14 protein-coding genes are annotated in these 13,088 nt (G+C 46.2%); 7 read left to right on the top strand and 7 right to left on the bottom strand.

The features are described from left to right. The first annotated feature begins 34 nt into the window (after positions 1-34). The gene (locus ACYVE4_RS08565; protein ID WP_461039055.1) at positions 35-673 is read left to right on the top strand and encodes a hypothetical protein; all 639 of its coding nucleotides are present in this window, start codon (positions 35-37) and stop codon (positions 671-673) included. Between the two features lie 6 nt (positions 674-679). On the opposite strand, the gene ACYVE4_RS08560 is transcribed toward ACYVE4_RS08565, so the two are convergent. The 6 genes from ACYVE4_RS08560 to ACYVE4_RS08535 all read right to left on the bottom strand — a co-directional run bounded on the left by ACYVE4_RS08560 (position 680) and on the right by ACYVE4_RS08535 (position 6,600). After that, positions 680-1,183 carry a methylated-DNA--[protein]-cysteine S-methyltransferase gene (locus tag ACYVE4_RS08560; RefSeq protein ID WP_461039054.1) on the bottom strand — a complete coding sequence of 168 codons (504 nt, stop codon included), beginning with the start codon at positions 1,181-1,183 and terminating at the stop codon, positions 680-682. A gap of 25 nt (positions 1,184-1,208) precedes the next feature. Beyond that, positions 1,209-2,216: a bestrophin family protein gene (locus ACYVE4_RS08555; RefSeq protein ID WP_461039053.1), complete on the bottom strand. Its 1,008-nt coding sequence runs from the start codon at positions 2,214-2,216 to the stop codon at positions 1,209-1,211. A gap of 45 nt (positions 2,217-2,261) precedes the next feature. Further along, entirely contained in the window at positions 2,262-2,762 is a 501-nt protein-coding gene (locus tag ACYVE4_RS08550) for a GNAT family N-acetyltransferase (protein ID WP_461039052.1), read from the bottom strand. Between the two features lie 76 nt (positions 2,763-2,838). After that, positions 2,839-3,228 (bottom strand): cupin domain-containing protein, encoded by a 390-nt coding sequence (locus ACYVE4_RS08545; protein ID WP_461039051.1) that lies wholly within the window; start codon positions 3,226-3,228, stop codon positions 2,839-2,841. Beyond that, positions 3,218-5,113, bottom strand: a complete 1,896-nt coding sequence (locus ACYVE4_RS08540) for a redoxin family protein (RefSeq protein ID WP_461039050.1) — start codon at positions 5,111-5,113, stop codon at positions 3,218-3,220. The genes ACYVE4_RS08545 and ACYVE4_RS08540 overlap by 11 nt, the downstream gene beginning before the upstream one ends. A 20-nt stretch (positions 5,114-5,133) precedes the next feature. Next, on the bottom strand, positions 5,134-6,600 hold the full coding sequence (locus tag ACYVE4_RS08535) for a sodium:solute symporter (RefSeq protein WP_461039049.1): 1,467 nt from the start codon (positions 6,598-6,600) through the stop codon (positions 5,134-5,136). 165 nt (positions 6,601-6,765) lie between these two features. On the opposite strand from ACYVE4_RS08535, the gene ACYVE4_RS08530 reads away from it, so the two are divergent. The 6 genes from ACYVE4_RS08530 (at position 6,766) to ACYVE4_RS08505 (ending at position 11,549) form a co-directional block, all read left to right on the top strand. After that, positions 6,766-7,056: an ATP-dependent Clp protease adaptor ClpS gene (locus ACYVE4_RS08530; RefSeq protein WP_461039047.1), complete on the top strand. Its 291-nt coding sequence runs from the start codon at positions 6,766-6,768 to the stop codon at positions 7,054-7,056. Positions 7,057-7,136: 80 nt separating this feature from the next. After that, the gene (gene recR / locus ACYVE4_RS08525; protein ID WP_461040366.1) at positions 7,137-7,748 is read left to right on the top strand and encodes a recombination mediator RecR; all 612 of its coding nucleotides are present in this window, start codon (positions 7,137-7,139) and stop codon (positions 7,746-7,748) included. A 156-nt stretch (positions 7,749-7,904) separates the two neighbouring features. Further along, positions 7,905-8,597: a superoxide dismutase gene (locus ACYVE4_RS08520; RefSeq protein WP_461039046.1), complete on the top strand. Its 693-nt coding sequence runs from the start codon at positions 7,905-7,907 to the stop codon at positions 8,595-8,597. Between the two features lie 159 nt (positions 8,598-8,756). Next, the gene (locus ACYVE4_RS08515; RefSeq protein WP_461039044.1) at positions 8,757-9,716 is read left to right on the top strand and encodes an isopenicillin N synthase family dioxygenase; all 960 of its coding nucleotides are present in this window, start codon (positions 8,757-8,759) and stop codon (positions 9,714-9,716) included. Between the two features lie 44 nt (positions 9,717-9,760). After that, positions 9,761-10,966, top strand: a complete 1,206-nt coding sequence (gene chrA, locus ACYVE4_RS08510; protein ID WP_461039043.1) for a chromate efflux transporter — start codon at positions 9,761-9,763, stop codon at positions 10,964-10,966. A 46-nt stretch (positions 10,967-11,012) separates the two neighbouring features. Next, positions 11,013-11,549, top strand: a complete 537-nt coding sequence (locus ACYVE4_RS08505) for a GNAT family N-acetyltransferase (protein WP_461039041.1) — start codon at positions 11,013-11,015, stop codon at positions 11,547-11,549. 136 nt (positions 11,550-11,685) lie between these two features. Here ACYVE4_RS08505 and ACYVE4_RS08500 read toward each other — a convergent pair whose 3' ends face one another. After that, positions 11,686-13,065, bottom strand: a complete 1,380-nt coding sequence (locus tag ACYVE4_RS08500) for an AAA family ATPase (protein WP_461039040.1) — start codon at positions 13,063-13,065, stop codon at positions 11,686-11,688. Positions 13,066-13,088: the final 23 nt, after the last annotated feature.

Below are 13,088 nucleotides of genomic sequence, written 5' to 3'. Positions count from 1 at the left end.
AATAATCATTTACTACTTTTCAATTATAACTACCATGCGATTCAATCGATTTACCTATTTGCTTCTCCTGATAAGTTTTTTTCTAACGGGATCATTACAAGCGCAAACTATCCGCCAACGATCGACAACTGAAGGATTAAGCGTCGGATTGCAGGGGCACTATATGGGTTGGTCGTCAGATTATTTTCAGTTCCTGGATGAGAACTCGGGTAGTGGTCCCGGCATTGGCGGCCGAATCGGCTACGGACTGAATCAACGGTATGAAGTCTTCGCCCAGTATGATATGACGTTTCTGAACGCTGATAACATAGCGGCTAAAACCTTTGGCTTTTCGCACATAACAGGTGGAGTTCGCTTTAATTTTTCGGCAACGACCCACGCCCTTCGCCCGTTTGCCGAATTAGGATATGTATATCAGACAGGTAAAGCCGATCAGGTACTCAATGCCAATCTTGGGCGGGATAATTTACTTTTTAAGGGTGGTGCCTTACATGTAGGCGCAGGGCTGAATTATTTTGTTGCCCTTCCTGTAGCCATCACGCTGAACGGTAGCTTCCAGGCGGGGGGGAAATATCCTGTTTCGGTAAATGGTTTCGATCAAAACCAGAAGGCCGATGCAACCTCGTTTCGTATCTCTGCTGGTGTGCTTGTGTATTTGAGCGAGTTGTTCTGATCCCAGTTAAAACAGCGAAAGCTGGCTTGGGCGGGCAAAAGCGCCTTCGTGTTCAAGAAGCCATTGTTTCCGCCATAAGCCTCCGGCATAGCCAGTTAACGAGCCATCAGAACCGATTATGCGATGGCAGGGAACGACTATCCAAAGTGGATTTTTGCCATTCGCAGCTGCTACTGCCCGAATCGCTTTTTCATCGCCGATTCGTCGGGTTAAGGTCAAATACGATAGGGTAGTGCCAAACGGAACGTCCAATAACGCTTTCCATACGGTTTGCTGGAAGGTGGTTCCGGCTGGATTGATCGGAAAATCAAACGTTTGTCTCGTGCCAGCGAAGTATTCATTTAGTTGATCAACCGCCTGACGAACCGGCCCATTGGGTAAGTCTTTTGTTTCCGTTTCCTGAACCGATTCGACGGTCGGAACATCTGTACAGGAAATTACTGTAACGCCCTGTTCGTCACCTGAAATGCGGACCAATCCGAGGGGTGAGCTAAAATAATGGGTTGTCATATAGGAAATAACGTGAGTTAACGCTTTATAGCAAAATGTTGTTGACAGGCGTGAGGGCAGGAGGTAGGTCCGTTTCATCGAGCATTTCACGCAGGTCGATTTCGATTGTTCGGCTCATGGACGTAATGGGGGTATCATTGGCGCTGCCTTCAAACGGATTCTCTGTGCTTTCGCCCACTTGTTCCAGGCTCATAAATACCCACGATACCAGCACTCCAAACGGAATCGTCAGCCAGACAATATGCTCGCCAAGTTTATCAAATTCTTTTAATAGGCCGAACGGGACCAGCCAGGCAAACAGGCGAATGAATAAGGTGTTGATCGTGGCGAATTGACGAGGATATGGAAAATTCTTAATCCGTTCACTTTTACCCTGATGCTCATAAAATTCTTTGAGCATCAATTCCAGTTCTGTATACTGGTAACTATCAATCCAACCCTGATCGGCTAGCTCACGTAATTGTTTGGATTGTAGGCTGATCAACTGAGTAGCCCGATTTTTCTTGCCTAATACATAATCAACTTCTTCAACCGATAGCAGCTTTCGAAGTTCATCGGCCAGATTACTTTCCCGCTCAGGAATTTTATAAAATTGTCGATACTCCGCGTTGTAATCCTTATCAACCGTTTCCCAGGCGCGTGGTTCACGTAATTGAAAACGCAATGCCGTCATCCAGGCAATATGTCGGTAAATCAGTTGCTGGTGAGCGTCGTTTGACGAATTCAGGCCTTTATCTGGGTTCCTAATGAAATCCCGAACCATAATCCCGAAACTCCGACTGCTGTTAACTATTCCACCCCAGATTTGTCGAGCTTCCCAGGCGCGGGCGTAAGTTGCATTATTTCGGAAACCTGCGATGAAAGCTGCCGCCGTACCAAGCAATGCAATAGGCACCCAAGGCATTCCCAGCCAAGTTAATCCGACTACGGCATAGAGAATAGTCACGAATGCATTAATGCCAATGAGCCAGTAAATAGTTCGGCGCGTCCAAAAGAGAAACTCACCTAACGTATAATTTTTGCCAGCGTGCATATGATTTGTTGTCGGGTTTAGCGAAGTAATACGCCTAATAAATTATCACACTTTTTTCTCATAAGCCAGAAATCGTAATCCGGGACGGAAGCCAAGGGTGATTTCACCTGAATAGGTATAGCCTAGTTTTGGGAAGAGTTTTTGCGTTGACTGATTTTCGGAATTCGTGTCGATTCGTAGAAAACCAATGCCGCGTTCAATCGCTAGTTGTTCAGCCTGTTTTAAAAGAGCCATGGCGACGCCTTGTCCACGAAACGTCGGATCGACCGCCAGCCTATGAGTGACTATGGCACGCTGATTTAAATCGAAGCCGACTTGGGCATATTCGGGTTCCTGATCTTCGGTCAGAGCCGCTACTCCGGCAATTTGCCTGTCGATTTCAGCAACCCAGAGTTGACCTTTATCAATGTCTTGTCGAAATACGGTTTCGTTTGGGTAATGGGCATCCCATTGAAAATTTCCAGCTTCATGCATGAGCGGAACTACATGTTTCAGAAGATTTAATAAAGCAGGTAAATCGTCAGTGGTGGCTGGGCGAATGATCATGTAGTTGCTTTACGAATTATATTTTTTGATAGTCTGTCATTCTCCCTAAAGTGGAAATGACAAAATCTAATGATTTCTATTCTACAATCACCCGGTCTCCATGACTTTTAGGGACCGATGTTACAGTAAATAGCAGGTCATTTGTCGAATCATTTCGCATTTGGTGTGCTACGAAAGGTGGGATTTCAACACCTTGATTTGCCTTTAACCGAATAGTTTCATTCCCTATTTCCATTGTAGCTTCACCTGCTAAAATGTAGAAAAACTGCCGGGCTTTCTGGTGATAATGTTTTACTTCTGAGGTGCCGGGCGGCATCCGTTCCTGAATAACGCTCAACGAATCGGACTTGACCAGATACCAGCCATCGCAGCTACTTCCCCAACTATAATGTTCTGCATTCTCCAGACTAATCACCTGAATTGCAGTACCGTCAATCAACCTATCTGGCGTCGGATTATTTTCCATTCTTCAGTAATTCAACCACCAACGCCAACTCATTGACCGTGGCTTCAGGATCGCCCGAGTAACCAATTGTACGGTACCGAACGCGTCCGTTGGGGCCAATAACCACTTTTGTTGGAATACCCTGTACTTTGTAGGCGTTCGCTACTTTTTGCTGCCCATCCAGCGGAACGACGAAGTTATATGGGTGTTTATTCATGAAGTTGTGGACCCGTTGAACCGGACCACCTTCGCGGGTATTGACGAACAGGAAGCGTACGTTAGGGTCACTCTGAAATTGCGTTTGCGCCTGTTGCATCGCTGGAAACGACGCGATACAGGGCCCGCACCAGGTAGCCCAGAAGTCCAGCACAATCACTTTCCCTTTAAACGCCGATGATGAAATACTTCGGCCCTGCAAGTCTGTCAGGGCAAACGAAGGGGCTGGTTCATTGATCAGTTTTTGTTGCAATTCGTCCATCTGGTCGGCTTTCAGATCGGCTTCCAGATCGATCAGATAAGCTGTTGCTTTTGTCGGATCATTGCCAGGTTGTTTAGCGTACCAGTCGCGCAGGGCGGTTTTTAAGCTGGGAGTTGCTTTGCCAGCCTGAATGGCCGCTTCTACCATCGGTTGGGCTTCGATAGCATGATTCGTTCGGAGGGCGCAACGGAAATAGCGTTCAGTGGTAACAGGGTCACTGGTTTCCGCTGCTTCTGGATTAACAACGGATTGATAGGCCGTAAAGGCATCTGCATCTTTTCCCTGCTGCTCCAGCGTTCGGGCAAGCGTGTTGGTTAATTGTCGCTGGCGAGTTTGTTTGTCCGTTTCCCAGGTAATGGGTGAAGGTCGAGGTTTGGGTTGAGCGTTCAGTACCGTTATTGCGCGTTTAATTAGCTGTTCTGCTTCGGGCAAAGAGCGCCGTTCTTCAGCTAATTGAACCACAATAGTATTTACTACCAGGGGGTCGATCTGGGCGTCAGGAAGCTTGTCTACAAACGTGACCAGCCCCCGTATATCGTTGTTTTTATAATACCCATTGGTCATAATTACGGCCAGATCGGGCAGATGAGAAGATGTTGGAAATTCGCGTAGAAACACTTCATAAGCCGCTTTTTTACGTCCCCAATCTGTTTCATTCCGAATAGCTATGGCGCGATCTTTCTGCATCAGCGAACCCGATGGATCAACTGTTTTCTGACGCTCACGCAGGATTGCTACCTTCTGATAATCCCCCATGCTTTCATAAAGCCGCACGGCATCCGTCAATTCAGCCATAGTAGGTGTTGGGCGGGAAGCCAGGTAGGCATCAATAGCGGATTTGACTCTTGGTCCATAACCAGGCTTTTTCTGTTTGATCAGTGCGCCTAAATGATCTGCCCAATACGTTGGTTTTAAGCTTGGATTTAAAGCAAGTTCATGTTCATACAATCGAATAACCCAATCTGGATCAGGGCGAGTACTGGTTTCATTCAGAAAATGACTGCGTGTAAATACGGATGCCTGACCGCCTGTTACGTGAGGTACTATTCGGCCAGCACTATCGCAAACAGGAATGACGTAAAATCGTCCGCAGTTCAGATCGGTACGTTGTGGTTGCTTACTATTTCGGAAATAGAGCATCGTTCCGGTCACATCCTTTTTCGGGATATATACTTCACCTACATAATCATTGCCCTGGCGCACCAGCGTAGCCGTCAATGGGCGACTGATATTCATTACATTAGGAGCCCCATAACGGACATAACGTGCTTCCAGAATACTATCCTTAGCTAATGGAGTTGTTTGGGGCGTATATGTGAACGACACCATTTGCCCGATTTGAGGCCTTTCGGGCGAAAAACAGAATTGAGCCGAAGCTGACAGGCCGCTAAGCAGAAACAGACAAAGTAGACGGAAAGTATAGCTCATAACGGAACAAATTAAGATGGCTAGGAAACAGGTACAGGTGTTTCGTTTTTCACAGGTTTCGATACGGCCAGAAGGCCTAAAAAGGTGAATAACCCATTGAGCAATAAGCGTTCGAAACCAAATTGATACCCACCGAACCAGGCCACCGAATTTTCATTGACAATGTACGTCAGGATGGGTGAGGCAATGCAAATAAACGGAACAGCCCCATCCATAACCGGTCGTTTGCTGAAAATACCAAACGCATAGAGTCCAAGTAAAGGGCCGTATGTGTAGCCTGCAATATCAAAAACAGCCGTAATCACTTCCTTGCTGTTTAATTGCCGAAAGACGATGATGATTATATAAAAGAGAACTGAAAATCCGATGTGAACAATGTGCTTGATCCGGGACCGTTCCGCTTCCGGACGATTTTCTACATTCATAAAATCAATGCAGAATGAGGTTGTCAACGCCGTGAGTGCCGAATCTGCACTAGCATAGGTTGCGGCTGTTATTCCCAGCAGAAAGGTAATGCCAACTACTAAACCAAGATGATTCAATGCTAGAGTAGGGTAGAGATCGTCCGTTCGGGTAGGAATCTGAATACCTTCGCGTTGGGCAAATGCATAGAGCAAGACGCCTAGTGAAAGAAATAAAAAGTTTACGATTACAAGCGTTACGGTAAACCAGAACATATTCTTCTGAGCTTCGCCAATATTTTTGCAGGTCAGGTTTTTCTGCATTAAGTCCTGATCCAGCCCTGTCATTACAATCGCAATAAAGGCACCCGAGATGAATTGTTTAAAGAAATTCTTCGAATCGTTGCCCTCCCAGAAGAAAATCTGCGACATTGGGCTGTCTTGTACCGTTTGAACCAATCCGCCAAAGGATAGCCCTAATTCTTTAGAAATAAGAACGATTGTCAGGATTACAGCCGTAACCAAAAATACTGTTTGAAGTGTATCCGTAACAATAATCGTTTTAACGCCCCCTTTGAATGTATAAATCCAGATGAGGCCAATAGTGATGAACACTGAAACCTCAAATGGAACGCCTAGTGGAGTGAATAAGGCAAGTTGCAGGACGCCCGCTGCTACATAAAGTCGAACGGCGGAGCCAACACTTCTGGAAAGCAGAAAAAAGCCAGCGCCCGTTTTATACGACCAGAAGCCAAAACGTTTTTCGAGATAACCATAGATCGAAATCAGATTCAGCCTGTAGTATAGCGGCATTAGGACTGAGCCAATTACAAAATAGCCAATGATATAGCCCAGAACAACCTGAAAATACGAAAAACCAATCTTGCCAACGGCACCCGGCACCGAAATAAACGTAACGCCCGACAGCGAAGTCCCGATCATTCCGAAGGCCACCAACCACCAGGGCGACTGCCGGTTTGCCGTGAAAAACGTATTCGTATCGGCCCCACGAGCGGTGTAAAATGAAACGGCAATCAACATGCCGAAATAAGCAATCAGGATGATTAAAGCGAGTGTAGTATTCATGGAAGAAACGTACGAATTACGGGTTACAAATCACAATTTCACAGCGCGCAACTAAATCAAATCGTAGCTCGTATTTCGTAAATCGAACATGATTGTATCGACAAACAACTTTTAAAAATGGTCGTTTTTTTGTAAATTTGCTAAGTAAATACGCTTTTCGCTCTCATGCAACCTTTTGAAGAAAATGACTGGTCGACGGATGTCGATGTGATCGACGAAGTGGTTGAAACCGACTTGCATAACCTCGTCGTGTTTAACGATGATGTCAACACATTCGATCACGTGATCGAAACGCTGATCGACGTATGCCATCACACGCCCGAACAGGCCGAGCAATGCACGATGCTGATTCACTACAAAGGTAAGTGTACGGTCAAAAATGGTTCCTGGGAAGAACTAGTCCCAATGCGGAACGAAATCTGCCGCCGAGGCCTATCTGCGGAAGTGCTAAATTAGTGATGAGTTATAAGTGATGAGTGATGAACGAACTTATTACTTATAACTCATCGCTCATCACTTATAACTCATCACTCAGATTGGAATATCCATCCAAACTTGTAGAAGACGCGGTCAATGAAGTCTCGAAATTGCCGGGAATTGGGAAGAAAACCGCCCTCCGGCTCGTGCTCCATTTGTTGAAACGCGATGAAGATCAAACCGAACTGCTGGCGCAAAGCCTGACGGCGATGCGCTTAAACGTCAAATATTGCCAGAAGTGTCATAATCTGTCGGATCACGATTTATGTACGATCTGCTCGAGTCACAAACGCGATCAATCCCTGATTTGTGTGGTGGAAGATACGCGGGATGTATTGGCAATTGAAAATACGGCTCAATACAAAGGACTTTACCACGTATTGGGTGGGATTATTTCTCCTGTAGAAGGGGTTGGGCCCAGCGACCTGCAAATCGATTCGTTAATGGATCGACTGCGAGGTCCTGAGGGTGAACAGGTTCGCGAAATTATCTTGGCCATCAGTCCAACGATGGAAGGCGATACAACTGCTTTTTACCTGCAAAAGAAGCTGAAGCCCTTTAATCTAAAAATCTCGACCATCGCACGGGGTGTACCAATTGGGGGTGACCTCGAATATGCTGATGAAGTGACACTTGGCCGGAGTATCCTAAGCCGGATTACGTACGAGTAAGTCGCGTTGCTGGCCGCGATTGGCTGTCGGATAGAAAAAACTCGTTTCTTTGCGTCTACGACCTGTGTTATTGAACATTCGCCCGGTTAATGGGTTTTGTGTTCAATAATTTTCAAGTTGTAGACGCTTTTATTTTCTCCCAAACTAATCACTCGCATGAATCGCTCCGAGTTTTTAAAACTAGCTTTTAGTGCTTCGGCCGGGCTGGTCGCATTCCGGTCGTTTGGATTGACACCCGTTCAGGCAGAAGGCCCTTTTACGCTGGCTCCGTTACCGTATGCTTCCGATGCGCTCGAACCGCATATTGATAAAATGACCATGGAAATTCACCACGGCAAACACCATAAAGCGTATGTAGATAACCTCAATAAAGCTGTTGCAGGAACCGACATGGCGAAAATGGATATTGTCGCTTTGGTGAAAAGTGTTAGCACCAGTACACCAGCCGCTGTTCGTAACAATGCCGGTGGGCACTGGAACCACACGTTCTTCTGGAACATTATGGGCCCGAATGCGGGTGGTGCGCCAAAAGGTGCTTTGGCCGACGCCATTAATAAGAAATATACATCGTTCGATAATTTCAAAACCGAATGGGGAAAAGCAGCAACCGCGCGATTTGGTTCTGGCTGGGTATGGCTGATTAAAAATGGGAATGAAGTTGAAATCGTATCAACGCCCAATCAGGATAACCCGCTAATGGCTTTAGCCGAGAAAAAAGGAACCCCAGTTTTGGGACTTGACGTGTGGGAACATGCGTACTATCTCAAGTATAAAAACCTTCGGGCTGACTACGTTACGGCGTTCTGGAATGTGGTAGACTGGAATAAAGTCGCCAAAAATTTCGGGTAAGCATTATGTATTTTGTGGAGACGCAATCCCTAGCGTCTGCTGAGCGTCAGCCATGATCTCCTAATCAGGCGATTTTTATAGCTGGTGCTCAGGAGACGCTAGGGATTGCGTCTCTATTTTTGGTTAACTTTTGTATTTTTGTAAAAATTGAATTAGTCTATGTTGACCGAAGAATTATACAATGAAATTCCGTCGTTAGATCTGGCGGATTTCACTTCAGGCGATCCTGATCGTAAGGCTAAATTCGTGCAGGATCTTGGCCGGGCTTTCAATCAGATTGGTTTTGTTGCAATCCGTAATCATGGTCTGACAGATGAATTGACCAAACGACTATACGACTCGTCTCAAAAATTTTTCTCTTCGCCCGATAGTGTCAAGCAGAAATACGAACATCCCGAACTCAATGGGCAGCGCGGTTACATTGGAAAAGGAAAAGAAACGGCGAAGGGTTTTAAAGTAGCTGACTTAAAGGAGTTTTATCACATTGGCCAGCCCGATCCAGAAGGAGATATGCCTGCCAATGTTTTTCCCGAAGAATATCCGGAATTTAGTGAGGCAACTGTAACCGCTTATCGTACGCTCGAAAACGCTGGGAAACAATTGTTGAGAGCCATTGCGCTTTATCTGGAACTGCCAGAGAATTATTTTGACGATAAAGTCCGGAATGGCGACAGCATTCTCCGGGCGCTACACTATTTCCCGCTCGATCCCGAAACCACGCCAGACGGAGCCGTTCGGGCAGCCGCGCATGGGGATATTAACCTAATTACACTATTAATGGGCGCATCGGCTGATGGATTGGAAGTACTCCGCCGGGATGGGAAATGGATTGGCATTACAGCGTTGCCCGATCAGGTTATCGTAAACGTTGGAGATATGCTCGACCGATTGACAAATCACAAACTGAAATCCACGATCCATCAGGTAGTGAACCCGCCACGCGAAAAAATGAACCAGTCGCGCTATTCGATTCCGTTCTTCATGCACCCACGCGCCGAAATGGATTTAACCAGTCTGGAAAGTTGCATTGATGCCCAGCACCCAAAAATCTATGTTGACATGACGGCGGGTGAATTTCTGGATGAGCGATTAATGGAGTTAGGACTTAAAAAGAAATAGTCAAAAATAGTCAGGTCAATCCTGACCGTTTTAACTCCTAACCCATGATCCCATACCTGACCGCTACTCCTCCCGTGCGACGAATCCGATACATCATCTTTCTGAAGGATGTACTGATTCTGGCTGTCACGACCTTTGGAGGGCCGCAGGTGCATCTGGCCATGTTCTACGAACGGCTGGTAAAAAAACGTCGCTATCTGACGGAAGAAGAACTGTTGGAATTAAATGCGTTAGGGCAGGTATTGCCGGGGCCAACATCCACACAAACCATCACGGCGTTAGGGTTTAAAATTGGTGGTCCAAATTTGGCCTATTTAACGCTACTCATATGGATACTGCCCGCTGCGAGCATTATGACCGTAGCCGCTATTGGGATTTATTATCTGGAACGGCATCAACTGTCGCTACACTTTACTCGTTTTATTCAGCCGATGGCCGTTGGCTTTATGGTTGTAGCCGGTTATCGGATCGGGCAGAAAGTGATCAATGATAAAATCAGTCTGGCTTTAGCACTTACTGCAACCCTGGCAGGATACGTATTTCACTCGCCGTTTATGACACCTGTTGTCATTGCTTTAGGTGGACTTACTACGGCACTCACTTACGAAAAACAACAGCGAATGACAAAAGAGCCCCTGCGTGTGCAGTGGGCTAATTTTTTTCTGTGGCTGGGTGTGTTTGTTACGGCGGCTTTATTAGGGGCTTTTACACATTCATTACCTGTTCGGCTATTCGAAAACTTTTATCGGAACGGCAGTTTTGTATTTGGTGGAGGACAGGTACTGACGCCGATGCTGTACAATGAATTTGTCGCCTTTAAGCGATATCTGACGCACGAAGAGTTTTTGTCGGGGCTAGGGCTGGTTCAGGCTATGCCGGGTCCCGTTTTTTCGTTTGCTTCGTACATCGGAGCACTCTCCATGCGCGGGGCTGGTATTAATGGGCAGCTTTGGGGAAGTTTAGTGTCAACAGCCGGAATTTTTCTTCCCGGTACATTTCTGATCTTCTTTGTTTATCGCTTTTGGGGACAATTAAAACGATATCGGGTCGTGCGGGCATCGCTGGCTGGTATCAATGCCGCTAGTACAGGATTAACAGCAGCAGCAGCGATTGCCCTCTTCGAACCAATGGCTCCGCACTGGCCATCTGTTGCGGTTGTGGTGATAACGATCGCCATGTTGTTGTACACCAAAACTCCGCCCTACGTACTAATTCTCTGCGGTTTAATTGCCGGATTTTTTATTCCGTAGAGGCTATTAGTTGATTCGTTTCTTTCGTGTCGCCTTATCTTCGGGCATGAATTCAATTCTTCTCTTTTCTAAAAGGCTTCTGTTCATCGCGGCCAACCCTACATTGTTAGAAGCTGAATTATCAGGAGCACACTCGTTGGCAAAACTTCTAAATGTGGCAATCCCAACAGACTGGCCTCCCGGCGAATACGATCAGGGCGCTATTCAGTTTTTTCTAGATCAATTATCGACTGGAGGACAGGGAGCCGAAGGGTGGTATGCCTGGTATGTGATTTCCTATCCGACGAATGCGATTCCAGCTACCTTAGTTGCGAGTGGAGGGTATTTTGGCCCGCCGACTACTGAGGGGACGCTTGAAATTGGGTATTCAGTTTCCGAAGAATGGCGACGAAAGGGTATTGCTACAGAACTTGTTGAAACACTAATTAATCACGGCTGGAAACAGACAGGCGTCAAGCAAATTATTGCCCATACATTGCCTGACAATCAAGCTTCAATAGGTGTTTTAACGAAAAATGGATTCTTACAAATCGAAAGTGACGATCCCGAAAAGCTTTGCTTTGAGTGGAAGCCAGTAGGATAACCAATTTTGTCATGCGGAGAAACGAAGCATCTTAACGTCTCCTTGCGCTTGGATATAGCTACTTTGAGATGCTTCGTTTCTCCGCATGACAAAAACAATTTTAACTAGGTATGTTGATCTACCTAATCATTAAGTTCTAAAGCTCATCTGACAAAAACTTACGAATGGTTTGATGAGGTCGTAACCCATTCGTTTTGCCGTTGGCGCCGTTAATGGGTTGATTTCCATTACCGTTGGTACGAGGTTCGTCTGTACGCTTACGGCTACCATTCTGTAAAGAAAGCATTTCTTTACGAAGCTGCCGGTGCTCATCGTCGCTCATGTCATTCCGAGTGGCTTCTCCTTGTCCGTATCCATCGTTGAAATTGCTGATTCGGCTGTCAGTTTGCGCCAATTTGAGTTCAGCCAGTAATTCGGCTAAATCCGCAGTAATCGACTGACGTTGCGCTTTCAATTCGCTGAGTTCAGGCAGTAAATCGAGCTCGTGTTGAAGTACATTTTGTTGGGTACGTTGTTGAGCAAGTTGCTCTTCAATAGGAGCGATTTTTGCATCTAATCGCTTGATACGCCGACGCAATTTCCAAAGCTTAATATCAGCCTGAAGCCATCGGAACCAGAATGCCGATAATACAGGCAAGGCAATTCCTAAACAAACTGCCCCTGCCAGCGCGAAAAGAATACCACTTAGCACGAATGACAGCAACGCCCATGGACTATTCACTAAGGCTAGATTCAATTCACTGGATTCGCTTAACTGCTTCTCAATCTGATTCATCGTCCTTGGACTCAAAGCTTGAGTTGCCGACGTAGGATCAGGATTTACCTGAAGCTGCCGAATGGATTTGTTAATAGCTGCTTTTAACTGATCAGTTCGATAAGCTTCGTAACGGAACCAGCCTAATACAGCCAGGGTCAATACAGAAAATACGGCTAGGGCCATTTTAAAGCGACTGTATTTCTGGGTATTGTGTTCCGGATCTTCCTGATACGGTTTCTCGATCAGTCGGTCATAAGCTGGTTTCAGTAGAATCGATACCATAGCCAGACCAACCGCGAAGGCCCAGGCTTCATTCGTATTTCGAATGTTGAGAGCGTAGGCAACAATTTCGTGTGAGATAATCAGATCACCCGCCAAAAACGAAATACCGGCAATCAGAAACAGAATTCCAGCTAGTAACGAGTAGTCGGGGGCAGCTTTGGTTCGGCGTTCACGCAGATTATCCCGATCTGTTTCTAAGGCTTGTTTGTCTGATTCATACTGCTTTACCTGCCTGTCCAGACGATCGACTTCGAGCGTGTGCGTTTGCAGCTTACCAAACGCTGTCCGATTCGCTTCCGTCGTTTCAGTTAATTTTTGCTCCGTATTGGCCAGTTCGGTTCGCTTTTCCTGAATTCGTTCGGAAAGCCAATCCGTATTGATCTGGCTCGATAAATAGCCTTCGTATGTTTCCCGATTGACTCCCTCCACACCACTCGCGTAGCCATGTTGGAAATCGGGATTATTTGTTGGTTCCATATTCAATTATAAGTGATGAATGA

It is taken from the genome of Spirosoma harenae (assembly GCF_054776975.1).
Note: the sequence above shows the minus strand (reverse complement) of the source record. Positions and strands in the feature narration are given on the sequence as shown.